Origin of the sequence: Empedobacter sp. UBA5987, from assembly GCF_002429865.1 — a bacterium.
GTDB classification, from domain to species: Bacteria; Bacteroidota; Bacteroidia; order Flavobacteriales; family Weeksellaceae; genus Empedobacter; species Empedobacter falsenii_B.
The window spans coordinates 1-24872 of the sequence record NZ_DJBB01000014.1 but is presented as its reverse complement, the minus strand read 5'-3'; the positions used below and the strand labels follow the sequence as shown (position 1 = coordinate 24872).

The following is a 24872-nucleotide window of genomic DNA, read 5'->3' as shown; positions in this document are numbered from 1 at the left end:
ATCTCGTATTTCGAAAAACTAAATCATAATTAAAATGAGCAATACATATAAACAAGCCGGAGTAGATAAGGAAGAAGGTTATCAAACGGTATCGAAAATTAAAGATGCAGTTGCAGCAACACACAATTCAAACGTGTTGAATGGAATTGGAAGTTTTGGTGCATTTTACCAATTAGGAGGTTACAAAAATCCTGTTTTGGTATCAGGAACCGATGGTGTAGGAACTAAACTACGTGTGGCTTTAGATTCTAAAGTTTACGATACAGTTGGGATTGATTGTTTCGCGATGTGTGCAAATGATATTTTGTGTCATGGAGCAAAACCATTATTTTTCTTAGATTATTTAGCTTGTGGAAAATTAGATTCTGATATCGCAGCAGAAATTGTAGGTGGAATTGCACAAGCGTGTAAAGAAACTGGAACAGCATTAATTGGTGGAGAAACAGCAGAAATGCCAGGAATGTACCAAGTTGGTGATTATGATGTTGCTGGATTTTGTGTTGGAGTAGTAGAACGAGATGAAATTATCGATGGTTCTAAAATAAAAGCTGGACAAGTAATTATTGCGTTACCATCAAGTGGTTTCCATTCGAATGGATTCTCTTTGGTTCGTAAAGTTTTCCCAGATTTTAACGAAGAATTTGAAGGTAAACCTTTGTTCGAAACATTATTAGTTCCAACAAAATTATATCAAAATGATATTTTCAAAATCAAAGATGCTGGAATCGAAATGTCTGGAATTGCTCATATTACAGGAGGTGGATTAATCGAGAATGTTCCTCGTATTATAAATGACGGATTAACTGCTGTAATAGAAAAAGCAAAAATAAATGTACCAACAGTGATGCAAGAATTAGCTAAACGCGGAGGAATTGCAGAAAACGAAATGTTTGGAACATTTAATATGGGTGTTGGAATGGTTGTCATCGTTGACCAAACTGATGCTGAAAAAGTATTGAATATTATTGATGGAAGTGCGTTGATTGGAGAAATTCAAGAAGGTGCTGACAAAATTATATTGAAATAGTAGATTAAATAGTTTAAAAAAGCCGGATAAGATTTCTTATCCGGTTTTTTTATTTTTTGGGATTATTTGTTTTTGATTAAGATTGATCCTTGTTATAAAATTTTGTAGTTTTTTTCTTAAATAAAAAAGCTTAATTAAAATACAATAGCTTTTAAAGTTAATTCATTTTCTTTTTTTTAATTTATTAAGCATTTCCTCACCTCATTCAATCTTCGTATCTTTGCATTTCATTCAAAAAACTCCAAATTCACTCATAAGTTATGCAACAATCAAAGGCTTTGGCAATTCTAAAATCTGGTCGAAATGTATTTTTAACAGGTTCTGCGGGTGCCGGAAAAACTTATGTGTTAAATCAATACATTCAATATCTTAAACAACATGGCGTTCCTGTTGCTATAACGGCTTCTACGGGAATTGCTGCGACGCACATGAATGGTCAAACGATACATTCTTGGGCTGGAATTGGAATAAAAGATTATGTTTCTGATCGATATTTGGCTTCGCTTCGCGACAAGAAATATTTCCGAGATAAAATGGACAAAGTAAAAGTCTTAATTATTGATGAAATCTCGATGCTGCACCGAAATCAGTTGGATGCGGTTGATTATGTTTTGAAGTTTTTCAAACAAAACGATGAACCTTTTGGAGGTGTTCAAGTAATTTTTTCGGGTGATTTTTTCCAGTTACCGCCGATTGGTGAAGAGTGGGAAGAATCGAAAGATAAATTCTGTTTTATGTCCGATGCTTGGGTTCAAGCAAAAGTGCATATTTGTTATTTGACAGAGCAATATCGTCAAACAAACAATGCATTGAATGATATTTTGAATGAAATTCGTTCGGGGAATATTTCGCAAAAAACAGTTGATTTATTAGAAACTCGAATCGAATATTTTCCAGATGAAATAGATTCACAAACTCGTTTGTATACACATAATATGGATGTGGACCGAATTAATAAAGGTCAATTGATTAATATTGATTCTTCTTCCAAAACATTTGAAGCAAAAGTTGCGGGAAATCCAGCTTTGGTTGAGGTTCTTAAAAAATCTGTTTTAGCAGAAGAAGTTTTAGAATTGAAGATAGGAGCGAAAGTGATGTTTGTTCGTAACAATTTCGAAGTTGGTTTTGTAAACGGAACGCTTGGAAATGTTTCGGGGTATACTGAAAAAGATGAGCCAATTATCAAAACATTAGATGGAGAATTTTACGTTGCAAAACCAGAAACGTGGGCAATAGAGGACGAAAGCGGAAAAGCATTGGCTTCATTCACACAAGTTCCGCTGCGTTTGGCTTGGGCGATTACAATTCATAAATCGCAAGGAATGACGTTAGATTCTGCGTTTATAGATCTATCAAAAGCGTTCGAAAAAGGACAAGGGTATGTTGCACTTTCACGTTTACGAGATTTAAATTCGTTGATGTTACACGGATTGAATCAAACAGCTTTAGAAATTGATTCACTTGCAATGAAGGCAGATAGACGTTTTCAGGTTTTATCGAATGAAATGGATGAGTTTCTAGATGAAAAAGAATTGCAAAACTCTTGGGCTGCTTTTATCCGATATTCTGGTGGAACTTTGGATAAAAAACAAATTGCAAAAAATATCGAAAAGAATAAAACCAAAGAAAAAGGACAAAAGAAATCGACTTACGAAATTACATTAGAATATGTGAAAGAAGGTTTGTCTTTGGATCAAATCGCAGAGAAAAGAGGTTTAACTACTTCAGCAATTGTCGATCATATTGGTAAAATCAAAGAAAGTGAGCCTGATTTGGATTATTCAAAATTTAAACCTTCTGATAAAATTATTGATAAAGTTCGATTAGCGTATAGTGAAATCGAATTTGAAGAGAATAAAGTTTTAAAACCAATTTATGATTATTTCAATGGTGAAATTGGTTATGAAGACATCAAAAAAGCATTACTTTTTATAGATTAAATAAAAATTGTCAGTTCAAAAATCTAAATAACTGACAAAATTGGTCAAATTATTCGAAAGGAATAGTTGTTGTTAAAAGATAAGTATTAAAAATGAACGCTTTTTAAAAGCATCCATAATTTACAATTTATGTCAATAGAAAACAATAATGTAGTTTCAGTAAACTACTCATTACATACCATCGAAGCGAATGGTGAAAAAGTATTTGTAGAACAATCAAATGCAGAAGAGCCATTAACTTTTTTATTCGGAGCAGGAATGATGATTCCAAAATTTGAAGAAGAATTAAAAGAGTTATCAGTTGGTGATAAAAAATCATTCGTAATTACTCCAGCACAAGGATACGGTGAAAGAGTAGAAGAAGCTGTTGCTCAATTACCTTTAGATATGTTCAAAGAATCTGGATTGCCACCAGTTGGAGCAATTTTACCTTTGACTGATGATGCAGGAAATCAATTCCGTGCTTCAGTTGTAGAGGTAACAGATGAAGCTGTTATTGCAGATTTGAATCCTCCAATGGCAGGAAAAACATTAGAATTTGAAGTTGAAATTCTTAATGTTCGTCCAGCAACTGAGGAAGAATTATCTCACGGACACGCACATGGAGTTGACGGAACTCAAGGGCACTAAAAAATATTTTCAAAAGGCTATTTCAATTTGAGATAGCCTTTCTTGTTTTTAATTGTGAATAAATCATTAATAAATAGATTAAATCCACGTTATATTTTTCGACTTGCATCAACTAAAATCTTATCTTTGTAAAACAAACAAGATTACTTACAAACAAACATGAAAATAGCTGTATTTGTTTCCGGAGGCGGAACAAATCTTCAAAATATTATTGATGCAGTTGAAGACGGAACGTTACCAAATGTCGAGATTTCGATGGTAATGGCAGACCGAGATTGTTATGCAATAGAACGATCGTTGGATAAAGATATCCGAACGTATGTCTTAGACCGAAAAACTTTTTCGGAAGATGCTGAACATAATTTAGAAGGAGAAGAAATCGACTTAATTGTTTTGGCAGGTTTTTTAACCATATTATCTCCAGAATTTACCTCGAAATGGGGCTCTAAAATGATTAACATTCATCCTGCATTATTACCAAAATTTGGTGGAAAAGGAATGTATGGCGCGAAAGTTCACAAAGCAGTTTTAGAAGCTGGTGAAAAAACATCAGGAGCAACTGTACATTTTGTAACGGCTGGTGTAGACGAAGGACAAATTATTTGTCAAGGAATTTTTGAAATTGAAGAAGGTGATGAAGTAGCAGATTTACAGCGTAAAGTTGCTGAGGTAGAAAGTGAAATCTACATTAAGGCAATCAAGCAAATCAGCGAAGCATAAAATATAGAATGCCTCAATGTTGTGTACATTGAGGTTTTTCATTTCCAATAAAATAGTAAACAAACAATAAACTTTAAAAACTAAACACAATGCAAAAACAAGCGCTAATAAGTGTTTCGGACAAGTCGAACTTGTTAGAATTTGCAAAATTCTTGGTTGAACAAGATTACAAAATCTTATCAACTGGAGGAACATTCAAACATTTACAAGACAACGGAATCGAAGTTACAGAAGTAAAAGATGTAACTGGTTTTCCTGAGATTTTAGATGGTCGCGTAAAATCTTTACATCCTGCAATTCATGGTGGTATTATGGCGCGTCGTTCGGACGAAAATCATATGGCAACAATTGCGGAACATGGAATTAACCCAATTGATATCGTTATTGTAAATCTTTATCCTTTCTTCGAAAAGATGAATACAGGTCTTTCTGAAGCGGAAATGATTGAATTTATTGATATCGGTGGTCCATCAATGTTACGTTCTTCTGCAAAGAATTTTTATGATGTAACAGTTGTAACGGATGTGAATGATTATGAAGTAGTGATGAATGAAATTCGTGAGAATGGTTCAACTTCTATCGAAACGCGTAAATTATGTGCTGGTAAAGTATTCAACTTAACTTCTGCTTATGATGCGGCGATTTCTACTTACATTTTAGGAGAAGATTTTCCTCAATTTTTAGAGTCTTCTTACGAGAAAGTGATGGATTTACGTTATGGAGAAAATCCACATCAAAAAGCAGCTTATTATGTTGATAAAACGAAAAATGGCGCAATGAAAGATTTCGAATATTTACAAGGAAAAGAACTTTCTTTCAACAATATTCGTGATATGGATTTGGCTTATAAAGTGGTTTCAGAATTTGAGGAAACAACTTGTTGTGCAGTGAAACATTCAACGCCTTGTGGAGTGGCAATTGGAGAGAATGTTTTAGAAGCTTATGAAAAAGCGTATGAATGTGATCCAATGTCTATCTTCGGTGGAATCATCGCTTTTAACAAAGAAGTGGATGGTAAAACTGCTGTTGAATTAAATAAAATTTTCTTAGAAATTGTCATTGCGCCTTCATTTACAGAAGAAGCTTTAGAAATTTTTAAAGCGAAGAAAAATGTGCGTATCATCAAAGTTAACAATCCAGTTTCGGATAAAGTTACTTATGTAAAAGTTGATGGTGGATTAATCGTTCAGTCGACAGATAATCAATTTTCAACAGATTTAAAAGTGGTGACTGAAATTCAGCCAACTGAAAAACAAATGACGGATTTAGTTTTTGCTCAAAAAATTGTTAAATGGGTAAAGTCGAATGCAATTGTTGTGGCAACAAATGGTCAATCTTACGGAATCGGAGGTGGACAAACGAATCGTATTTGGGCTGCTCAACAAGCGATTGAACGTGCAAAAGAAAAAGTTCAAGACGATTTAGTTTTAGCTTCTGATGCATTTTTCCCATTCCGTGATGTAGTAGATTTTGCTGCAGCCAATGGAATTAAAGCGATCATTCAACCAGGAGGATCAATCAAAGATGAGGATTCTGTAGCGGCTTGTAACGAGCAAGGAATTCCAATGGTTGTGACTGGTATGAGACATTTTATGCACTAAATTCGAAATGTGATATTCGTTTTGCGATGTTGGAATTTAAGATTAACTTAGTGTAAATGAGAAGTTATAGAAATTTAGACATATGGCAAAAAAGTTTGGAAATTTTAAGACTGGTTTATAATCTTTCTAATAAATTTCCAGAATCAGAAAAATATGGATTAACAGCACAGATTAGAAGAGCTGTAATTTCTATTCTTTCGAATATCGCTGAAGGTTCTGGGAGAAATTCAAATAACAAATGATTAATTTTCTTTCTATTTCAAAAGGTTCAGCTTTTGAAGTTGAAGTTCAATTATTAATTGCTTTTGAGTTGAATTATATTACAGAATCTGAATTAAATGAAGCTTTAGAATTAATTGATCATTATTGTAGAATGAATCAAAGTTTTCAAAACTATTTAATTAAGAAAAATAATGGAACAAAATAATATCGCAAGCCGTGATTCGCATACAGCGACACGCATCTTAATAATTGGATCAGGAGGCCGCGAACACGCAATCGGGTGGAAGTTTGCCGAAGATTTCAAAAATAAAGGAGAAGAAGTTGAAATTTTCTTCGCACCAGGAAATGCTGGAACTGTACAAATCGGAACGAATGTGAATTTAGGTTCGATTGAGGAGATGAAGAATTTCGCTTTAGAAAATCAAATCAACTTAACATTTGTTGGACCAGAAGCTGAATTAGCGGAAGGAATTGTTGATATTTTCCAAGCGGAAGGTTTATCAGTTTTCGGACCTCATAAAGCAGCAGCGCAATTAGAAGCATCGAAAGCATTTGCTAAAGATTTTATGGCGAAATACGGCGTAAAAACTGCAGCGTATAAAAACTTCCAAGGATCTCAATTAGCCAAAGAATATTTACAAACACAAGAATTTCCTATTGTTGTTAAAGCCTCAGGTTTGGCAGCAGGAAAAGGTGTTATTATCTGCCAAAATTTAGAAGAAGCTGAACAAGCAGTTGACGAAATTATGGAAGATAAGACGTTTGGAGATGCAGGAAATGAAGTAGTAATCGAAGAATTTTTAGAAGGGTTCGAAGCTTCAATCTTATCATTTTTCAACGGAAAGAAAATCGTTCCATTTATTTCTGCCAAAGATCACAAGAAAATTGGTGAAGGTGAAACAGGGTTAAACACAGGAGGAATGGGTGTAATAGCGCCAAATCCATTATTTACAGACGAACACTTTAAATTGTTTGAAGAAGAAATTATGGAGCCGACAAAATGTGGTTTAATCAAAGAAGGATTAGAGTTTGCAGGAGTTATTTTCTTTGGATTAATGATTACTCCAAAAGGCGTTTACTTATTAGAGTACAATTTACGTATGGGTGATCCAGAAACGCAAACAACTTTACCTTTATTAGAAACGGATTTATACGAAGCTGTTATGAAATCTATCAACGGAGAAGATTTTGATTTAACGTTCAAAAATCAATCGGCTTGTTGTGTGGTAATGGTTTCTGGAGGATATCCAGGAAATTATGACAAAGGTTTTGAAATTCGTGGTTTAGAAAAAGTAGAATGTCCAAACTTTATTGCTGGTGCTAAATTAGATGGTGAGCAAATCTTAACTTCTGGTGGACGTGTTATTAATGTGGTTGGATTAGGTGATACCTTAGAAGAAGCACGTGAAACTGCTTACGAAAACATCAAAAAAGTACATTTTGATTACGAATATTATCGAAATGATATTGGAGTAATTCAATAAAAAATACAGTTTATATTATTAAAAAATGCGTTTCATTTGAAACGCATTTTTTTTTAATTTATTCTGAAAATTCGACGTGATAAACATCGCTTTTATTTCGATTTATTTTTCGATATTCAAATCCTCCAGCTTGCGGAATAATTTCGACTAAATCAAATGATTGACAACTTTTTGGCAAACCATTAAAAATTAAAGTGAAATGAAGAGACGAACCTTCTTCGATATACGTCCAATTTGGATACATTGTAATTCCATCCGCAAAAACCAATTGACAACGTTTTCCTGATTGATTATCAATAATAAAAGTAGAAGGCCAAATACGTGCAGCATTTGCATATTCATCTGCCGCCATACAACAATGTATAATAACCTGACTTTCTTCTTCGATATTGGTTAAGAGCTCAGAATCAATAAAAATCTTTTCTTCAAGAATAGTTGCACTCATTATTTTGCAATTTTCTTAATGTACAATTCTTCTACTTTTGCACGTGCCCAATCTGTTTTTCGAAGAAATTTCAACGATGATTTCAAACTTGGATTATCATTAAAACATCTGATGTTAATTTGGTTTCCCAAACCTTCCCAACCGCCGTAATAAATTACTAATTCTTCGATAATATCGTCTAAACGTTTTCCGTGTAATGGATTATTTTTTTGACTTTCCATTTTGCAAATTTACGAAAATGTTGGCTTACTATTTTAAAATAAACTCTTTTAGGTTACTTTTAGATTTTCCGCTATTTTCTACCACTTTTGAAAAAACTGAATACAGAATAACACCAGAATTATGCGTAATTTGTTTCATATTGAATAGAAAAGAAATATCTAAATTTTCTGATTTTTTCGATCCAAATTTATTTTCGATTTCGTTGATTAATTTCTCTTCATCGACTAATTGATCCATCTTTAATGTATACGTTTCATCTTCTTCGTTAATATCAATCAAAGTATAAATTTGTTTGTATTGCAAAGGTGTATTGGTAAAAGGATTTGTTAATTCTACTTCGGTAACCAATGGGTTTTTAGAAAATTGACTGCCATAAAAATGATGATATTGATTTAAATCTTGCATCAAATAATTCTGAAAAAGTTCATCATTATCAATAAATTGGTAAATCATATTTTTTTCTGTTTTTTGAAAATTATCTTTTGAAATAGCTAAATCAAAAAGTTTTTTGTAGAATTTTTTGACTTCTTTTAAATTGATAATGTTTTCAACAGCCCCAAACTCATCAGTTTTATAAAGAATGGTATAATTATTAAATTCTTTTAAGTTTTTTTCAATATATTTTTTAATCTCAGGATTATCATCTGGTATTGGAAATTTTGTTTCCCATTTTAAGGTATAAGAATTTGAAGTTGAGTCAATAATAGTTAATTTTAAATCGTATTTATTTTCCTTTTTAGTAATAGTGTCAAATCTATTGTATTCGAAAGTTGACTCGATCACTTCGTATTCAAAAATGTCGCCTTTACTCCAATAAGGAATAGCATCAGCTGTTTGATTTATAGCATTATATTGCCCAAAAGTCAATGAAGATATTAAAAGTATAAACAAAAGATAAATTTGCTTCATTTTACAATGATTAAGATTTATTGTAAAGGTAAAAAGAATTGATTGCTCAATTCTTTTATTCATATTTTTCTTCCAATTGTTCTGCTAAATGTAAAATATCATTCACTCGCGCTAATTGCTCAATCCAATTGGTCGGAATTGTTTCTGCATCATAATAAATCCCTGCAATTCCACCAGCAATACAAGCAATTGTATCGGTATCATGTCCTAAATTCACCGCTTTCAAAACACAATCTTTATACGAACTTGTATGTAGCAAACACCAAATAGAAGCTTCTAAACTATCCATGACATAACCAGTTGATTTAATTTCATCTTCTTTTAAATCAATTAGTTTTCCACTTAAAATTCGTTCGAAATATGTAAATTCATTTTTATAAATTTCATTTTCTTCTAAGAATAATTTTAACCAAAAATTTGTGTTCAGATAAGCTTCTTCTAGATTTTCGGCATCTAAAACGTTCAACGCAAATTCAATATAATAAATACACGCCAAAACAGAACGATTGTGCGCATGCGTGATAGAAGAAACTTCTTTGACGATTTCACAGCGTTCATCAATCGATAAATCTTTCGTGAAAATTGCTAAAGGAAGAATACGCATTAACGATCCATTTCCATTATCAGATTCGGATGTAGAACCAGCCTCAATTGGATTTTTTACAACTCGTAAACGATTTATTGCTTTTCGTGTAGAAATTCCAACATCAAAGACTTCTCCGTCAGCCGTCCAATAACCTTCGTGCATCCACATCTGAAATTTTTCTGCAATATCATTCACATTATAACCATTACACAACGATTCAGCCAAGCAAAACATCATCGAACTATCGTCAGAAAAAGTGCCAGGAGGCATATTGTATGTTCCATAACCCATCATATCTGTGACAGGATTTTGTTGTAAATATTGCCTACTTTTAAACTCAACTGGAACTCCTAATGCGTCACCAACCGCCGATCCAATTAATATATTTTTCGAAAAATTTTTTCTATTCATAACTTTCTTTTATAAATGAAAAATAATTGATTTTTTTGAATATATCCAAATTATTTTTGAAAATTTATGAATTAATCATAATAAATTTATCTTTTTCGGATAAAATATTAAAAGGTTTAAAATAGATAAAAAAGAATAAGTCGTATTGTCAGTTTTGAAAAAATTGGAACTGATTTTGATTAAATTACCACACAAACTTATTATTACTATGGCTTTTATAGATTATTATACAACATTAGGTCTGCAAAAGACCGCATCACAAGATGAGATAAAAAAAGCTTATCGGAAATTGGCACGTAAGTATCATCCCGATCTTAATCCAAATAACGATGAAGCTGCACAGAAATTTAAAGAATTAAATGAAGCAAACGAAGTGTTGAGCGATCCAGAAAAACGTAAAAAATACGATAAATATGGAGAAAATTGGCAACATGGTGAAGAATATGAAAAAGCTCGTCAGCAACAACAACAGCAACAATATCAATATAGTAATAGCGATTTTGATGGAGCTGAAGGTTTTGGTGATTTTGATGGCTATTCAGATTTTTTCAGTTCGATGTTTGGACGCGAAGGAAGGAGTAGATCAACAGGTTATAAAGGGCAAGATGTTAATGCCAGTTTGACACTAAATTTGACAGATACATTGACTTCGCATAAACAAACTTTTACTGTGAATGGTAAAAATATACGAATTACAATTCCAGCTGGAGTAGAAGATGGGCAAACGATTAAGATAAAAGGTCACGGTGGAAAAGGTTATAACAATGGTCCAAATGGAGATTTGTATATCACGTTTCATATCGAAAATAATACGTCTTTTGAAGTTAATGGAGCAGATTTATCTACAATTGTTGAAATCGACTTATACGATGCAATTTTGGGTGGAGAAGCGATGATTGATACACTTTCTGGAAAAGTGAAAGTTCCAATAAAAGAAGGAACAGAGAATAATAAAAAGGTTAAATTGAAAGGAAAAGGTTTACCAATTTATAAGAAAGATGATCAATTTGGAGATTTGTATGTGACATTTTCAGTAAAAACTCCAACTAATTTATCAGCAGAAGAAAAAGAATTATTCGAGAAATTACGTTCACTTAAAAAAGCTTAAAACCATGAAAAATATAACGATATCTGTTATTCAGTTTAGTAAATATCATCAGATTGAACCTCAATTTGTGATTGATTTGTACAAAAATGATTTGGTTGTTTTGCACGAGCGTAACCAAGAATATTTTATCGAAGAAAATGATTTGAAATTAATCGAACGATTTATTGAATTTCATTATAATTTGGGCGTTAATATAGAAGGTTTAGAAGTGATTCATCATCTTTTGAAACAAATCGAAACGCTACAAAAACAATTAAAATAAACGAATTCAAAAACAACCTTTGCAGAAAACTGCAAAGGTTGTCTTATTTTTGCATAAATATTTTTGTATGAATACTCCCGAAAAGAAGAGTAAATTAAAAAAATTACATTCGCGCAATCGTCATTTAGCGCCTTATAATTTCGAAAAATTGTGTGCGATTTATTCCCCACTTTCCAAATATATCAAACCCAATAAAGAGAACGAACCAACGATTAATTTCTCGGATAGAGAAGCTGTAAAAGCGTTGAATAAAGCGTTGTTGAAAACATATTATGATATTGATTATTGGGAATTGCCAAAAGATAATTTGTGTCCACCAATTCCTGGTCGCGCCGATTATATTCATTATGTTGCCGATATTTTGGGTGAAAGTTTTGATGGTGTAATTCCGCGTGGAAAAGATGTAAAAGTCTTGGATGTTGGTGTTGGAGCGAATTGTATTTATCCGATTATTGGAAATTACGAATACGACTGGAACTTTGTTGGCGCAGAGTTGGATTATGCTTCTTTCAAAAATGCGGAAGAAATTGTCAAGAAAAATGCTCGATTACGTAACAAAGTTGAGATTAGAATGCAATTTAATCCAAACAATATTTTCAAAAAAATCATCAAACAAGGCGAAAAATTTGATATTACAATTTGTAATCCTCCATTTTTTAGATCGAATCAAGAAGTGATGGAGCAAACAATGCGTAAACTGAAAAACTTAGGTCAAAAATCTGATCAAAAACCAATTCAAAACTTTGGTGGGAATAATTCTGAGCTTTGGTGTAGAGGAGGAGAGCGTCTGTTTATCACGAAAATGATAAAAGAAAGTGCGGATTATAAACATCAAGTAAAATGGTTTACAACATTGGTTTCTAAGAAAGAAAATGTTCGAATTTTGGAAGGTATTTTGAAACGTGAAAAAGTAAGAGATTACCGAATTGTAAATATGCAACAAGGGAATAAAATTTCGCGTTTACTAGTTTGGAGATTTTAATTGATTTATTTTTAATTCATTAAAGGTTTTATTTAAAATTATTCCAAATTTTTCTGAAGGGTTTATTCGGTTTAAGATTTGTTTTACCTTTTATAAACAAAATTATTACAAATGAAAACAAATAGAATAATGGTTTCTTTGGGAGTTTTAGCGTTGATGTTTAGTATTTTTTCGTTTACGACTTCTCGTCAAATTGACACAGGAAAAGCAATTTCAAGTTCAGAATGGAAAAATCTAAAAGTGTTACCACAAAACATTTCGGAAGATAGTTTGAAAGGTTTGATGCGCGGATATAATGCTGCTTTAGGTGTGAAATGTAATTTTTGCCACGCCGAAAATCCAGATACGAAAAAGATGGATTTTGCAAGTGATGCAAAAAAAGAAAAGGAATTTGCACGTCATATGATTGTGATGACACGTGATATAAACGCAAAAAATTTCAACTGGGAAAACTCAAAAAATCCAGAAATGATCAATGTTGTAACATGTGTAATGTGCCACAGAGGTAACGAAAGTCCTACAAAATCATTGATTGAGCCTGTAAACGTTGAGTTGAAAAACGTGAAAGATGTTGCAAAAGAAAAATTAGCTCCAGCATCTGGTTCAGCGAAAGTTGAGAAAAAATAAAGAATAGAAATATAAGCTCCATTTTTGGAGCTTTTTTTATAAATTTAAGCTTGTTAACATTATTGGTATGATTAAATTTTTATGCATTCTTGTTGCTTTATCGATATTTAGTTGTAATAAAACAGAAAGAAATATTCAAAATAACTCGGTTACAAAATCCGGTTCTAAAGACTTAATCGTAAAAAAATATTATCTTGGTTTTGGAAAGTATTCTCATCCATTAGATTTATATGATGAGTTTGAAATGAAAGATTCAACTAATGTTAAAAATGCTTATTATATTGGATATTATAGAGATAATAGATTAGTCAAAATTGAAAAATATCTTCATCAAAATTTTGAATATGGATTTATTTATAATTACAATGAAAATGGAGATCTAGAAAAAGTTATTAATTTACCAATAGAAGATAAAAAGTGAGATGTATAAAATTTAAAAAAGCCATTCTTACGAATGGCTTTTTTAAATTTATTTCGAAGTAATAATCTACTCTTTAACCTCTGATTTATTCGAAATTAACGACCAAATAATTGTTATTAATAAAACTCCACCAATTATTGACAATGAAATAGTCGATTCGAAATGATAGAATGGCATAATAATCATTTTAATTCCGATAAAACTTAAAATAATCGCTAAACCGTAATGTAGTTTATTGAATTTATCCATTGAATTTGCCAACAAGAAATACAATGAACGTAGTCCTAAAATTGCAAAAATATTAGATGAATATAGAATAAAAGGATCATCTGGAGCAACAGCGAATATAGCAGGAATACTATCTACAGCGAAAACCAAATCAGTTACTTCAATTACCATTAAAGCGACGAAAAGTGGTGTTGCCATTTTAATTCCGTTTTGTACAGAAAAGAATTTATCGCCATCAAAATTTGGTGTAACCTTAAAGAATTTGTGTACCAATTTAACACCAAAATTTTGTGATAAATCTTGATTTTCATCATCGTCACTTGATTTCCAAGATTTGATTCCAGCAACAATTAAAAAGAATCCGAACAGTGTTAACACAACATTTGGACGGAAGAATTGTTTTGCTTCAAAATTTGCATGAGTAGCTTCATCACCAAGATTGAAGTGCCAATCTCCAATTGAAAAAGCTGGTAAATAAGTCATTTTAATTAACTCAACTCCTGCAAAAATAAAGATTGCTCTAAAAAGAAGAGCACCTAAAATTCCCCAAAAAAGGACTTTATGTTGATATTCTTTTGGAATTTTGAAGAACCCAAAAACGAGGATGAAGACGAATAAATTATCAACGGATAAGGCTTTTTCTATCCAATATGCCGCCTGAAATTGCGAAAATTTATTGATGGCAAATGCATGTCCATCTGCTTCTTTAAAAACGAAATAAATTACACCACTAAAAATCATCGCTAAGGAAATCCAAACGACAGTCCAAGTAAGCGCTTCTTTGTTCGAAACCGCGTGCGCATTTTTATTAAAAACACCTAAATCAAGTAGCAACATAATAATTACTGCAACCCCAAAAACAGTTATTAGTCCAGGATGATTCAACATGCTATCCTGTACAACACTGAAAATACTCATATAAATTTATTTAATTTGACAATTTACTATAAATTTACCAATCCTAACTCGATTGGCCTTTAAAAAATGTTTCTAAAAAAGAAAAAACAAGCAAAATTAATTTATTCCGGAATGAAAAGAGTAATCGCATACGTATTCTTAACAATTATTTTACCTATAGCTTCGAAAGCGCAACACGTTTCACCATTGTACAAAGATTCTATTCAGATGAAATGGGTGGATGAAAAGTACAATTCTATGTCGTTGGAAGAGAAAGTAGGTCAGTTATTTATCGTTGCAGCCTATACAAACAGAGATGCGGTGCATGAGAATGATATTCAAAAATTAATTGAAGAAGAACATATCGGAGGATTAATTTTTATGCAAGATCAAGCGGCTCATCAAATTGAGTTGACAAATAAATTTCAATCTATTTCTAAAATTCCATTGTTAATTGGAATGGATGCAGAATGGGGATTGGCAATGCGTTTGAAAGGAGTGGAGCGTTTTCCTTGGAATATGACGCTTGGTGCTCTACGCAATAATAAGTTGGTGTATCAAGTTGGAAAACAAATTGGTATACAAGCGAACAGAATGGGTGTTCAGTTTAATTTTTCACCTTCAGTTGATGTCAATGTTAATCCAAATAACCCAATTATCGGGAATCGTTCTTTTGGTTCAAATCCAGATCGAGTTGCAGAAAAAGGAATTGCTTATATGGATGGAATGCGTGCGCAAAACGTATTATCGTCTGCAAAACATTTTCCTGGACATGGAAATACAGATCAAGATTCGCACAAAGTTTTGCCGTTGATTCCAGATAATAAAGCAGATTTAGAGAAATATCACATTGCACCTTTCAAGAAAATGATTGATGAAGGTGTACAGTCAATTATGGTGGCGCATCTAAATGTTCCAGCTTTAGAACCAGATCCAAAAATACCTTCAACTTTATCTAAAAATATTATTACAGATTATTTGAAAGGAGAATTACAATTCAAAGGAATTGTGATTACAGATGCGTTGAATATGGATGGTGTAGCAAAAATGTTTCCTGCTGGTGATGTAGATTATAGAGCATTTGTAGCGGGAAATGATATTTTATTGTTTTCGCAAAATGTACACGTTGGGAAACAAAAAATTATTGATGCAATAAATAAAGGTCAGATTTCTGAAGCACGTTTAGAAGAAAGTGTGAAGAAAATTTTGATGGCAAAATATATTACAGGTTTAAATGAAATAAAAACTTTAAATTCTGCAAATGTTTTAGAAGATTTAAATTCTCCTGAAAATCTAGCGTTAACAACTAAAATTTTTGAGAAAGCTTCGACAGTTGTAAAGAATGAACACAAACTTTTACCAATTAAAAAATTGAATCAAAAAATAGCTTTTGTTCCCCTTGAACAAACAGATTATGATCAATTTTTGAGACATTTACAAAAATATACAAATGTTGAGTTGGTGAAGATTTCAAATCCAAATCAGATCAATTTATTGAATGATTATGATGTGATTATTTCGGGAGCGTTTTTATCGAATGAAACGGTTTACAAACCATATAAATTGTCAGATAACTCGAAAGCAATTTTGAAAGCATTACCAAAAGATAAAAAGAAAATCTTCTCATTATTCACAAGTCCTTATGGTTTGAAAGATCTTGATTTATCAAATTTAGATGCGGTTACAGTTCATTATCAAAATACAAAAGATGCGCAAGCAGCTGCTGCGCAAGTTATTTTTGGAGCAATTGATGCAGATGGAACATTTCCGGTAGATATCAATCAAAACTTGAAAGAAGGGCAAGGAATTGTAACAAAACACATCAAACGTTTAGGATTTACTGCACCTGAAAATGTGAATTTAGGAAAAAAAAACTCTTAGAAATAGATAAACTTGCCGAAGAAGCAATTGCAAATCATTACACGCCTGGAATGCAAATTTTAGTCGCAAAAGACGGGAAAATCGTGTATGATAAAAGCTTTGGAACTCAAGATAAAAATTCTTTAAAAAAAGTGAAGTGGACAGATTTATATGATGTCGCTTCTGTAACAAAGGTGACGGCGACGTTGCCTTTGTTGATGCTGGAGGTAAACGAAGGAAAATTAAACCTTGAGCAAACAATTGGAGAAATTGATAATGATGCAAAAAACTCGAACAAATCTTCCTTAAAAGTTCGTGAAGTATTAGCGCATCAAGCTGGTCTTAAGCCATGGATTGGTTTTTACAATGAAACTGTCAATGTAAAAAATGCGCGATTATATTTAGATTTCTATTCGAGAAAGCAAGATGAGGAACATCAGATAAAAGTTACAGATAACATTTATATTATCAACTCTATTAAAGATACGATTTACGAAGATATTTATAAATCATCTTTAGGCCGTAAATCATACGAATACTCAGACTTAGGCTATTATATTTTCAAGAAGAAATTAGAAAAGGATTTTGGGAAAGATTTGAATCAACTGACACAAGAAAAATTTTATCAATCATTGGGAATGTATCGCACAACTTTTAATCCAAAAGAAAAATTTAGTTTAGAAGATATTATTCCAACCGAATACGACAAAACCTATAGAAATCAATTGGTACATGGTTTTGTACACGATCAAGGAGCTGCGATGATGGGCGGAATTGCTGGTCATGCTGGTTTATTCTCTAACTCGATTGATTTGGCAAAATTGATGCAAATGTATTTGAATGGTGGAGAATATGGCGATGAGGTTTATTTGAAGCCAGAGATAGTTGCGGAATTTACAAAACAACAATTCAAAGGAAATCATCGTGGAGCTGGTTTTGATAAAATGCAACATATTTCTAAAGTTGGCCCATCTGTCGAAAGTTTTGGTCATACAGGTTTTACTGGATCTATGGTTTGGGCTGATCCTAAATATAATATAGTGTATATTTTTCTTTCGAATCGTGTCAATGAAACCGTCGAACCAAATTATCTTTCCATTAAAAAAGTGAGAGAAAATATTCGACAAGTAATTTATGAAGCAATTTTACCTTAAATTTGTCTAAATAAAAATCGCGAATGAAAATAGGAATTGTATGCTATCCAACCTATGGAGGGAGTGGAATTGTGGCAACAGAACTGGGAATGGATTTAGCGGAAAAAGGTCATGAAGTACATTTTTTTAGCACAAATGTTCCTGCGAGATTAAACATCAAATTACCAAATATATACTTTCATCGAATTCATGTCGAAACGTATCCATTGTTTCAATATCAGCCATACGATTTGGCGTTGAGTACAATTTTGTATGATAAAGTTTTGCATTACGAATTAGATTTGGTTCATGTACATTATGCGATCCCGCATGCGTATGCGGCGTATTTTACGAAACAAATGTTGGCTCGAAAGGGGTATAAATTACCAATTGTAACAACGTTGCACGGAACAGATATTACGTTGGTAGGGAAACATCCTGTGTATAAAACGGCTGTTGAGTTTTCGATCAATGAATCGGATGCTGTAACGTCAGTTTCCGAAAGTTTGAAACAAGATACTTTACAAGCATTTGACATTACAAATGAAATAGAAGTAGTGCCAAATTTTATTGATAATGATCAATATTTGCCAGAGAAATGTGTGTGTTGTCGTGATAATTTTGCGCAACCAAAAGAGAAGGTAATTTTGCACACTTCAAACTTGAGAAAGGTAAAACGTATTGAAGATGTAATTGGAACGTTTAATTTGATCCAGAAACAAATTCCATCGAAATTGATTATTGCTGGAGAAGGTCCTGAATGGGATATGGCGGATCAAATGATTCAAGAATTTGGAATTCAAGATAAAGTGAAAAGTCTTGGAATGGTAAGTGACTTGAATGATGTTTTGAAAGCGGCAGATTTATTCCTTTTACCGTCTGAACAAGAAAGTTTTGGATTGGCAGCACTTGAAGCTATGGCGGCAAGTGTTCCGGTTATTTCGTCCAATGCAGGCGGAATTCCAGAAGTAAATATTAACGGAGTCACTGGTTTTGTTTGCCCAGTAGGAGATATCGAAATGATGGCAGAAAAAGCGATTTATATTTTAGAGGACGAAAAGCGTTTGGCAGAGTTTAGTTATCAAGCAAAAGAACAAGCGATACGATTTGATAAAACGAATATTCTTCCGCAATATGAAGAATTGTACCGCAAAGTAATTGCAAAATCTAAAATCGGGTAAATCCCGATTTTTTTTATTCATCCTCATTCAAAACCTTTATTGAAAAACTGACAATATATTTTATTGGCATAACGTTTGACTTATTTATACTCGCTTTTCTAAATGCTTTAGACAAGATTCAAATCTTAATAATGTTGTTATTATGAAAGGCTTTCGTCAGTTAAAAATAGTTTTACTGACACTTTGAACGTATAAAAAAATTATGAACATAGACAATTTGTCATTAGCACAAGTAATGGAAGAAGAAATCGAATTAATTCCTTTGATGAGTAAAGACGAAGAAAGTAAGCTAAATAAGCAAGATATTTCTTCGGTATTGCCTATTTTATCGTTAAGAAACACTGTCTTATTTCCGGGTGTGGTTGCGCCAATTACCGCGGGTAGAGATAAATCTATACAACTTTTAACACAAGCTTACAAAGAAGATCGCATTATTGGAGTGCTTTCGCAGAAAGAAATTGCTGTGGAAGATCCTACACAAGACGATTTGTATACAGTTGGTACAGTTGCGAAAATCATGCGAATGATAAAATTGCCAGATGGAAACATTACGGTGATTTTACAAGGGATGAAACGTTTTAAAGTAAAAGAATTTGTTTCAAATGATCCTTATTTTAAGGCAGAAGTAGAAATTCTGACAGAAAAAGTTCCGACATCACGCAACAAAGAATATCCAATTATTATTGAGTCGATTAGAGATTTAGCTTTTCAGATTGTAGAAGAAAATCCGATGTTGCCTTCGGAAGCTGCAGGAGCTATAAAAAGTATTGAAAGTAATACATTTTTAATCAACTTTGTAGCGTCTAATTTGACGTTGAGTTTAGATGAAAAACAATTGTTGTTAGAGATTTCTGATATGAAACTTCGCGCAATGGAAGTGATGCGTTTTATGAATGTTGAGCTTCAGAAATTGGAGTTGAAAAATACAATTCAGAATAAAGTTCGCAAAGAATTAGATCAACAACAAAAAGAATATTTCTTAAATCAACAAATCAAATCGATTCAAGAGGAGTTAGGAGGAAATTCGACAGAAGAAGAAATTAATGAAATGCGCAAACGTGCTTTAACGAAAAGTTGGAGCGAAGATGTAGCAAATCATTTTGATAAAGAAATCAACCGTCTTTCTCGTCTAAATCCGCAAATGCCAGAACATAATATTCAGCGTAATTACCTTGAATTTATGTTGGATTTACCTTGGAATACCTTGACAAAAGATAACTTTGATATCAAGAATGCAAAGAAAATTTTAGATCATGATCATTATGGTTTAGAAGATGTGAAAGAACGCATTTTGGAGCATCTTGCTGTGTTGAAATTGAAAGGGGATATGCGTTCGCCAATTCTTTGTTTATATGGACCTCCGGGTGTTGGTAAAACATCGTTGGGGAAATCTATTTCAGAAGCGATTGGGCGCAAATATGTACGTATGTCGTTGGGTGGTTTACACGACGAATCTGAGATTCGTGGTCATCGTAAAACCTATATTGGAGCGATGCCAGGACGAGTTTTACAGTCAATTAAAAAATCTGAATCGTCGAATCCGGTTTTTGTTTTAGATGAGATTGATAAAATGTCGGCTAGTGCGCATGGAGATCCTTCATCAGCAATGTTAGAGGTTTTAGATCCAGAGCAAAATTCAACTTTTTATGATAATTTCTTAGAAATTGGCTACGATTTATCGAAAGTATTTTTCATAGCGACAGCCAATAATATTGGAGATATTCCAAGTCCGTTACGTGATCGTATGGAGATGATTAATATTGCAGGTTATACAATCGAGGAAAAATCTGAAATCGTAAAACGTCACCTTTTACCAAAACAACTAACAGAACATGGCTTGAAAGAGAAAGATGTTGTGTTAGGAAAAAAAGAAATCGAATATTTAATAACAGGTTATACGCGTGAATCTGGTGTTCGTAAATTGAATCAGAAAGTTGCGAAATTAGTTCGTTCAGCTGCAAAACATATTGCGTTGGAAGAAGAATTTAATACTAAATATTCAATTGAAGATATTTCGAAAATCTTAGGTCCTTCTATTACGCCAGATCAATACGAGAACAATGAAGTTCCAGGTGTTGTGGTTGGTTTAGCTTGGACAAGTGTTGGAGGGGATATATTGTTTATCGAATCTATTTTATCGAAAGCAAAAAATGGTGGACTTTCTATCACAGGAAATTTAGGAACTGTGATGAAAGAATCTGCAACAATTGCATTAGAATACATCAAATCGCATGCGGATGAATTGGGAATTAAACCAGAAGTTTTCGAGAATTATAAAGTTCATATTCACGTTCCGGAAGGAGCAACGCCAAAAGATGGACCATCTGCCGGAATTACAATGTTGACGTCTTTGGTTTCGTCTTTTACACAACGAAAAGTAAAAGCAAAATTAGCAATGACAGGTGAGATCACGCTTCGTGGAAAAGTGTTGCCAGTTGGCGGAATTAAAGAGAAAATTTTAGCGGCAAAACGTGCAAATATCAAAGAAATTATTTTGTGCGAAGATAACCGAAAAGATATTGAAGAAATTAAAGCAGAATACGTAAAAGGAATGACTTTTCATTTTGTAAAAGAAATGAAAGAAGTTTTGGATATTGCTTTAACGAATCAAAAAGTAAAAGGAGCAAAGGTTTTGGATTAATCTATAAATCTTTTTAGAACATATAAAAAGGAACTCAATTTAGAGTTCCTTTTTTGTTTATTATAGAATACTAATATCTTCTAAATTTGGATTTTTAGATTTAATTAAATTAATTTTCCATTCCCGTTTCCAATTTTTCAATTGCTTTTCTCTTAACATATCTTGACTAATTGAAGTAAAATCTTCAAAATAAATTAATGATTTTACATTGTATTTTTGAGTGAAAGCTGAACCAATTCCTTCTTTATGAGCTTCTATTCTTTTAATTAAATTGTTGGTAACTCCAATATAGAAAACAGTTCGATATTTGTTTGTAAGTATATAAACATAATATATTTTCATAAGAATTCCTTATATGATATGTTCCTGAAACGAGTTCAGGATGACTTCGTTAGATAAACTAATTAAAGGATTATTAATGATAATGTAGAGAAAGAATGTCAAGCTGAATTCATTTCAGCTTCGCATCAACATAAAAGGAACTCAATTTAGAGTTCCTTTTTTTGTATACTTTATCTTAACTTTAGTCTAAATCTTAACCTTAGTTTTACTTTATCTTATAAGCAATTCCCCAAAAAACAGGCATATTAAAAGGACCACTATATTTCCCATAACCAGGAATAACCAAAGGATCAATTCCTTGATCTTTTTTACCACCAATATAAGCTGCAGGATGTAAGGCTAATTCACCATAAAAATTCTTAAAAATCTCTACACGTCCACCGACAACAGCTTCTATCCAATAACTGCTTACATTCGCTTTTGGCAAACTTCCTGTCCCTATAATCTCATTTGATTGTAAATCTCTAATCGGATAACTATTGATGGTTTGCGAATATTTAGAATACGCAATTCGTCCACCAATGTAAATTCCGTTCGATTGATTTTCGATATCTTGCGTTATAAACCAGTTTGCACCAAGTTTTGCAAAAACGCCGTCAACATCAACATCCCAATTGATTTCATTGAAATTATTTTTCTCGAAACCAGCTTCTACAACGGCATGCCACTTATTATTGATTTGATAAGAAGCATAAGCGCTAACTCCTTTTTTATCGTTGAAAGCAGAAACAATTGGATTGAAAACGTCTACACCGATAAAAATATCGTGGTATTTTTTTTTGAGAATAGAATCTGTAACCGAAACTTTTGTCGAATCAGTTTTATTTTCTTGACCAAATGCAAAATTAATTGCGCTCGTCAGCAAAAAGCTTAATAACAGTTGTCGAACCATCTTTAATTTCAGTATTTACAGTTTCTATTTTCTTTATCCAATTTCCAGAACTATTTGCAGTTTTCGTAACCAGTTTTACATCAACTCCTTTAAAAGTTAATCCAAAACCGCAAGCTTTAGAAGTATAGCCATTTCCAAGTGTATCGTATTTTAAAATCAATCGATCACGTTTTGCAGGGATTGTTCTGATGACCTTACCCGTTATAGAATCTTTTACATCTATATCTGGACCTTGCGCTATAGTATAATAAATTTCTTTTTTTGAATTATTACGCAAAGCAATTCCGAAACTCGTTTTTCCTAAAGCAGAATTTTTTTCGATTAAGACAGTATCTTTACTCGTTCCTGTAGCTTCTCTAATTCCTTTTGTAATCGAATCATTATAAACATACGCCCAATAATAAATCGAATCTTCTAAAGGAACATTTGTTCCATCATAATACATATCAGCAACCATGCGAGGAACATCACCTTCGTCAGTACAAATATCATCGTCTTCGCAACTATAAAATGCTAAAGAAATTATAGAAGCGAAAATTGAATAAACTAGAAAACGTTGAATATTTTTCATTTTTTTTTGATTGAATTTTAAATTCGCTCTAAAAGTACAATATTTTCTACATGATGTGTTTGTGGAAACATATCAACTGGTTGAACTTTAACAATTTTATATTGATCTTTCATCAATTCTAAATCGCGCGCTTGTGTAGCAGAGTTACACGAAACATAAACAACACGTTTTGGATTCATGAACAAAATATTTTCAACCACTTTTTTATGCATTCCATCACGTGGAGGATCAGTAATAATTACATCTGGAATTCCGTGCTCGTTGATAAAATCTTGATTCAATACATCTTTCATATCACCACAATAGAAATCACAATTATCAATTCCATTGAATTTTGCTGCCGCTTTTGCTGCATCAATCGCTTCTTGAACAGATTCTACACCAACTACTTTTTTTGCTTTTTTCGAAACGAATTGCGCAATTGTTCCAGTTCCTGTATATAAATCGTACACTAATTCATATCCAGTTAAACCTGCAAAATCACGTGTTAATTTATATAATTCGTATGCTTGTTCTGGATTTGTTTGATAGAAAGATTTTGGACCAATTTTAAAGTTCAAATCTTCCATCTTTTCCATAATATGATCATCTCCAGCAAAAACTTCGATATCTAAATCATAAACAGAATCGTTTTGTTTTGGATTGATTGCATACAATAATGAAGTAATTTCTGGGAATTTATCTTTCAAGTTTTGTAAGAAAGCTTCACGATTTTCTTTTTCTTCACGGAAAAATTGAACCAAAACCATTACTTGTCCATTCTGAGAAGTTCTGATCATTAACGTTCTCAATAAGCCTTCTTGATTTTTTAAATCGAAGAAATCTAAATGATGCTCTAATGCAAAACGTTTTGCTTCGACACGAATCGCATTTGAAGGATCACGTTGTAAGTGACATTTTGTAACATCCAAAACTTTAGACCAAGCACCAGGAATATGGAATCCAACTACGTTACGGTCGTCAAATTCTTTCCCAGACTGAATTTCTTCTAACGTTAACCAACGTGCATTAGAAAAAGTAAATTCTAATTTATTACGATAAAAATATTGTTCTTTAGAACCTAAAATTGGAACAATTTCAGCATCTAAATCTTTGAAACCTCCGATACGAACTAAATTGTTAACTACTTCGTCGTGTTTAAATTTTAGTTGCGCATCATAGCTCATATCCTGCCATTTACAACCACCACAAACACCAAAATGCTCACATTTTGGCTGAACACGATAAGGCGATTTTGTGTGAATTTCGATTGCTTGTCCTTCTAAATAGCTGCTTTTTTTCTTCAAAACGTGTACATCTACAACGTCTCCTGGAATCGCACCTTTTATCAGAACCGTTTTTCCTTCATCTGTTTTACCAACCGATACACCTTTTGCACCAGCACGTAAAACTTCTATATTATTTAATATGATTTTTTGTTTCGCTTTTCTTGACATTTTGCAAAGGTAAGGAAGTCGTCGAAATATTCAATTTTTTATCTTTTTTTGGAATCAATCTTTGTATTTTAAATAATGAAGTTGTTTAAACTTT

Annotated in this window: 26 protein-coding genes; 17 read left to right on the top strand and 9 right to left on the bottom strand. The window is 32.4% G+C overall.

All coding sequences use genetic code 11. The features are described from left to right. Positions 1 to 34 precede the first annotated feature (34 nt). The 8 genes from purM (at position 35) to purD (ending at position 7624) form a co-directional block, all read left to right on the top strand. Positions 35 to 1027 carry a phosphoribosylformylglycinamidine cyclo-ligase gene (gene purM / locus B3J26_RS02050; protein ID WP_114999539.1) on the top strand — a complete coding sequence of 331 codons (993 nt, stop codon included), beginning with the start codon at positions 35 to 37 and terminating at the stop codon, positions 1025 to 1027. 260 nt (positions 1028 to 1287) lie between these two features. Beyond that, positions 1288 to 2967, top strand: coding sequence for an AAA family ATPase (locus B3J26_RS02045; RefSeq protein WP_280036522.1), 1680 nt, complete (start codon positions 1288 to 1290; stop codon positions 2965 to 2967). Positions 2968 to 3096: 129 nt separating this feature from the next. Further along, positions 3097 to 3597: an FKBP-type peptidyl-prolyl cis-trans isomerase gene (locus B3J26_RS02040; RefSeq protein WP_291072973.1), complete on the top strand. Its 501-nt coding sequence runs from the start codon at positions 3097 to 3099 to the stop codon at positions 3595 to 3597. Positions 3598 to 3756: 159 nt separating this feature from the next. Further along, positions 3757 to 4317 carry a phosphoribosylglycinamide formyltransferase gene (purN, locus tag B3J26_RS02035; RefSeq protein ID WP_038332368.1) on the top strand — a complete coding sequence of 187 codons (561 nt, stop codon included), beginning with the start codon at positions 3757 to 3759 and terminating at the stop codon, positions 4315 to 4317. A gap of 89 nt (positions 4318 to 4406) precedes the next feature. Further along, positions 4407 to 5918 (top strand): bifunctional phosphoribosylaminoimidazolecarboxamide formyltransferase/IMP cyclohydrolase, encoded by a 1512-nt coding sequence (purH, locus tag B3J26_RS02030; RefSeq protein WP_291072971.1) that lies wholly within the window; start codon positions 4407 to 4409, stop codon positions 5916 to 5918. A 56-nt stretch (positions 5919 to 5974) separates the two neighbouring features. After that, on the top strand, positions 5975 to 6160 hold the full coding sequence (locus B3J26_RS02025) for a four helix bundle protein (RefSeq protein WP_052217590.1): 186 nt from the start codon (positions 5975 to 5977) through the stop codon (positions 6158 to 6160). Continuing rightward, a complete protein-coding gene (locus tag B3J26_RS02020; RefSeq protein WP_052217586.1) occupies positions 6157 to 6345 on the top strand; it encodes a four helix bundle protein in 189 nt (62 codons plus the stop codon). Before B3J26_RS02025 ends, B3J26_RS02020 begins: the two co-directional genes overlap by 4 nt. Then, a complete protein-coding gene (gene purD, locus B3J26_RS02015; protein WP_052217584.1) occupies positions 6332 to 7624 on the top strand; it encodes a phosphoribosylamine--glycine ligase in 1293 nt (430 codons plus the stop codon). The genes B3J26_RS02020 and purD overlap by 14 nt, the downstream gene beginning before the upstream one ends. 58 nt (positions 7625 to 7682) lie before the next feature. Here purD and B3J26_RS02010 read toward each other — a convergent pair whose 3' ends face one another. From B3J26_RS02010 to B3J26_RS01995, 4 genes are read right to left on the bottom strand one after another with little or no spacing between them, the layout of a single operon-like run. Further along, positions 7683 to 8069 (bottom strand): hypothetical protein, encoded by a 387-nt coding sequence (locus B3J26_RS02010; protein WP_114999543.1) that lies wholly within the window; start codon positions 8067 to 8069, stop codon positions 7683 to 7685. Beyond that, on the bottom strand, positions 8069 to 8290 hold the full coding sequence (locus tag B3J26_RS02005) for a VF530 family DNA-binding protein (protein ID WP_038332359.1): 222 nt from the start codon (positions 8288 to 8290) through the stop codon (positions 8069 to 8071). The genes B3J26_RS02010 and B3J26_RS02005 overlap by 1 nt, the downstream gene beginning before the upstream one ends. 28 nt (positions 8291 to 8318) lie before the next feature. Beyond that, a complete protein-coding gene (locus tag B3J26_RS02000; RefSeq protein ID WP_152606095.1) occupies positions 8319 to 9200 on the bottom strand; it encodes a hypothetical protein in 882 nt (293 codons plus the stop codon). A gap of 55 nt (positions 9201 to 9255) precedes the next feature. Next, complete coding sequence (locus B3J26_RS01995) at positions 9256 to 10197, bottom strand: ADP-ribosylglycohydrolase family protein (RefSeq protein WP_291072969.1); 942 nt, start codon at positions 10195 to 10197, stop codon at positions 9256 to 9258. A gap of 208 nt (positions 10198 to 10405) precedes the next feature. On the opposite strand from B3J26_RS01995, the gene B3J26_RS01990 reads away from it, so the two are divergent. From B3J26_RS01990 to B3J26_RS01970, 5 genes are all read left to right on the top strand, one after another. Further along, positions 10406 to 11305 (top strand): J domain-containing protein, encoded by a 900-nt coding sequence (locus B3J26_RS01990; RefSeq protein ID WP_291072967.1) that lies wholly within the window; start codon positions 10406 to 10408, stop codon positions 11303 to 11305. A 4-nt stretch (positions 11306 to 11309) separates the two neighbouring features. Beyond that, positions 11310 to 11567: a chaperone modulator CbpM gene (locus tag B3J26_RS01985; protein WP_038332351.1), complete on the top strand. Its 258-nt coding sequence runs from the start codon at positions 11310 to 11312 to the stop codon at positions 11565 to 11567. A 67-nt stretch (positions 11568 to 11634) separates the two neighbouring features. After that, positions 11635 to 12549, top strand: coding sequence for a 23S rRNA (adenine(1618)-N(6))-methyltransferase RlmF (gene rlmF / locus B3J26_RS01980; protein ID WP_038332349.1), 915 nt, complete (start codon positions 11635 to 11637; stop codon positions 12547 to 12549). A 111-nt stretch (positions 12550 to 12660) separates the two neighbouring features. Beyond that, on the top strand, positions 12661 to 13176 hold the full coding sequence (locus B3J26_RS01975) for a c-type cytochrome (protein ID WP_291072965.1): 516 nt from the start codon (positions 12661 to 12663) through the stop codon (positions 13174 to 13176). A gap of 67 nt (positions 13177 to 13243) precedes the next feature. Continuing rightward, complete coding sequence (locus B3J26_RS01970) at positions 13244 to 13597, top strand: hypothetical protein (RefSeq protein ID WP_052217580.1); 354 nt, start codon at positions 13244 to 13246, stop codon at positions 13595 to 13597. A gap of 66 nt (positions 13598 to 13663) precedes the next feature. Here B3J26_RS01970 and B3J26_RS01965 read toward each other — a convergent pair whose 3' ends face one another. Next, positions 13664 to 14743 carry a TerC family protein gene (locus tag B3J26_RS01965; RefSeq protein ID WP_291072962.1) on the bottom strand — a complete coding sequence of 360 codons (1080 nt, stop codon included), beginning with the start codon at positions 14741 to 14743 and terminating at the stop codon, positions 13664 to 13666. Positions 14744 to 14854: 111 nt separating this feature from the next. Between B3J26_RS01965 and B3J26_RS01960 the strand changes: the two genes are divergently transcribed. The 4 genes from B3J26_RS01960 to lon all read left to right on the top strand — a co-directional run bounded on the left by B3J26_RS01960 (position 14855) and on the right by lon (position 21537). After that, positions 14855 to 16603 (top strand): glycoside hydrolase family 3 protein, encoded by a 1749-nt coding sequence (locus B3J26_RS01960; RefSeq protein WP_291072960.1) that lies wholly within the window; start codon positions 14855 to 14857, stop codon positions 16601 to 16603. A gap of 2 nt (positions 16604 to 16605) precedes the next feature. Continuing rightward, the gene (locus tag B3J26_RS01955; protein WP_125348799.1) at positions 16606 to 17736 is read left to right on the top strand and encodes a serine hydrolase domain-containing protein; all 1131 of its coding nucleotides are present in this window, start codon (positions 16606 to 16608) and stop codon (positions 17734 to 17736) included. Between the two features lie 23 nt (positions 17737 to 17759). Further along, the gene (gene bshA, locus B3J26_RS01950) at positions 17760 to 18896 is read left to right on the top strand and encodes an N-acetyl-alpha-D-glucosaminyl L-malate synthase BshA (protein WP_125348800.1); all 1137 of its coding nucleotides are present in this window, start codon (positions 17760 to 17762) and stop codon (positions 18894 to 18896) included. Between the two features lie 202 nt (positions 18897 to 19098). Continuing rightward, positions 19099 to 21537: an endopeptidase La gene (lon, locus tag B3J26_RS01945; RefSeq protein ID WP_291072958.1), complete on the top strand. Its 2439-nt coding sequence runs from the start codon at positions 19099 to 19101 to the stop codon at positions 21535 to 21537. 60 nt (positions 21538 to 21597) lie between these two features. Here the strand turns inward: lon and B3J26_RS01940 are convergent, their stop codons facing one another. From B3J26_RS01940 to rlmD, 4 genes are all read right to left on the bottom strand, one after another. Beyond that, complete coding sequence (locus tag B3J26_RS01940) at positions 21598 to 21879, bottom strand: GIY-YIG nuclease family protein (RefSeq protein ID WP_125348802.1); 282 nt, start codon at positions 21877 to 21879, stop codon at positions 21598 to 21600. Between the two features lie 205 nt (positions 21880 to 22084). Next, on the bottom strand, positions 22085 to 22771 hold the full coding sequence (locus B3J26_RS01935; RefSeq protein WP_280035559.1) for a DUF6048 family protein: 687 nt from the start codon (positions 22769 to 22771) through the stop codon (positions 22085 to 22087). Continuing rightward, the gene (locus B3J26_RS01930) at positions 22725 to 23342 is read right to left on the bottom strand and encodes a DUF6452 family protein (protein ID WP_291072956.1); all 618 of its coding nucleotides are present in this window, start codon (positions 23340 to 23342) and stop codon (positions 22725 to 22727) included. The genes B3J26_RS01935 and B3J26_RS01930 overlap by 47 nt, the downstream gene beginning before the upstream one ends. Before the next feature lie 17 nt (positions 23343 to 23359). Next, positions 23360 to 24778: a 23S rRNA (uracil(1939)-C(5))-methyltransferase RlmD gene (gene rlmD, locus B3J26_RS01925; RefSeq protein ID WP_291072954.1), complete on the bottom strand. Its 1419-nt coding sequence runs from the start codon at positions 24776 to 24778 to the stop codon at positions 23360 to 23362. Between the last annotated feature and the right edge of the window lie 94 nt (positions 24779 to 24872).

What these genes read in the sequence shown, in the direction of transcription:
- rlmD (WP_291072954.1), bottom strand. Translation starts at nt 24,778, where the DNA reads ATGTCAAGAAAAGCGAAACAAAAAATCATATTAAATAATATAGAAGTT.
- B3J26_RS01960 (WP_291072960.1), top strand. Translation starts at nt 14,855, where the DNA reads ATGAAAAGAGTAATCGCATACGTATTCTTAACAATTATTTTACCTATA.
- B3J26_RS02045 (WP_280036522.1), top strand. Translation starts at nt 1,288, where the DNA reads ATGCAACAATCAAAGGCTTTGGCAATTCTAAAATCTGGTCGAAATGTA.
- B3J26_RS02010 (WP_114999543.1), bottom strand. Translation starts at nt 8,069, where the DNA reads ATGAGTGCAACTATTCTTGAAGAAAAGATTTTTATTGATTCTGAGCTC.
- bshA (WP_125348800.1), top strand. Translation starts at nt 17,760, where the DNA reads ATGAAAATAGGAATTGTATGCTATCCAACCTATGGAGGGAGTGGAATT.
- B3J26_RS02020 (WP_052217586.1), top strand. Translation starts at nt 6,157, where the DNA reads ATGATTAATTTTCTTTCTATTTCAAAAGGTTCAGCTTTTGAAGTTGAA.
- purM (WP_114999539.1), top strand. Translation starts at nt 35, where the DNA reads ATGAGCAATACATATAAACAAGCCGGAGTAGATAAGGAAGAAGGTTAT.
- B3J26_RS01930 (WP_291072956.1), bottom strand. Translation starts at nt 23,342, where the DNA reads ATGAAAAATATTCAACGTTTTCTAGTTTATTCAATTTTCGCTTCTATA.
- B3J26_RS02040 (WP_291072973.1), top strand. Translation starts at nt 3,097, where the DNA reads ATGTCAATAGAAAACAATAATGTAGTTTCAGTAAACTACTCATTACAT.
- B3J26_RS01965 (WP_291072962.1), bottom strand. Translation starts at nt 14,743, where the DNA reads ATGAGTATTTTCAGTGTTGTACAGGATAGCATGTTGAATCATCCTGGA.
- purD (WP_052217584.1), top strand. Translation starts at nt 6,332, where the DNA reads ATGGAACAAAATAATATCGCAAGCCGTGATTCGCATACAGCGACACGC.
- rlmF (WP_038332349.1), top strand. Translation starts at nt 11,635, where the DNA reads ATGAATACTCCCGAAAAGAAGAGTAAATTAAAAAAATTACATTCGCGC.
- B3J26_RS01985 (WP_038332351.1), top strand. Translation starts at nt 11,310, where the DNA reads ATGAAAAATATAACGATATCTGTTATTCAGTTTAGTAAATATCATCAG.
- B3J26_RS02000 (WP_152606095.1), bottom strand. Translation starts at nt 9,200, where the DNA reads ATGAAGCAAATTTATCTTTTGTTTATACTTTTAATATCTTCATTGACT.
- B3J26_RS01940 (WP_125348802.1), bottom strand. Translation starts at nt 21,879, where the DNA reads ATGAAAATATATTATGTTTATATACTTACAAACAAATATCGAACTGTT.
- B3J26_RS01990 (WP_291072967.1), top strand. Translation starts at nt 10,406, where the DNA reads ATGGCTTTTATAGATTATTATACAACATTAGGTCTGCAAAAGACCGCA.
- B3J26_RS01935 (WP_280035559.1), bottom strand. Translation starts at nt 22,771, where the DNA reads ATGGTTCGACAACTGTTATTAAGCTTTTTGCTGACGAGCGCAATTAAT.
- B3J26_RS02025 (WP_052217590.1), top strand. Translation starts at nt 5,975, where the DNA reads ATGAGAAGTTATAGAAATTTAGACATATGGCAAAAAAGTTTGGAAATT.
- B3J26_RS01970 (WP_052217580.1), top strand. Translation starts at nt 13,244, where the DNA reads ATGATTAAATTTTTATGCATTCTTGTTGCTTTATCGATATTTAGTTGT.
- B3J26_RS01995 (WP_291072969.1), bottom strand. Translation starts at nt 10,197, where the DNA reads ATGAATAGAAAAAATTTTTCGAAAAATATATTAATTGGATCGGCGGTT.
- lon (WP_291072958.1), top strand. Translation starts at nt 19,099, where the DNA reads ATGAACATAGACAATTTGTCATTAGCACAAGTAATGGAAGAAGAAATC.
- purH (WP_291072971.1), top strand. Translation starts at nt 4,407, where the DNA reads ATGCAAAAACAAGCGCTAATAAGTGTTTCGGACAAGTCGAACTTGTTA.
- B3J26_RS01975 (WP_291072965.1), top strand. Translation starts at nt 12,661, where the DNA reads ATGAAAACAAATAGAATAATGGTTTCTTTGGGAGTTTTAGCGTTGATG.
- B3J26_RS02005 (WP_038332359.1), bottom strand. Translation starts at nt 8,290, where the DNA reads ATGGAAAGTCAAAAAAATAATCCATTACACGGAAAACGTTTAGACGAT.
- purN (WP_038332368.1), top strand. Translation starts at nt 3,757, where the DNA reads ATGAAAATAGCTGTATTTGTTTCCGGAGGCGGAACAAATCTTCAAAAT.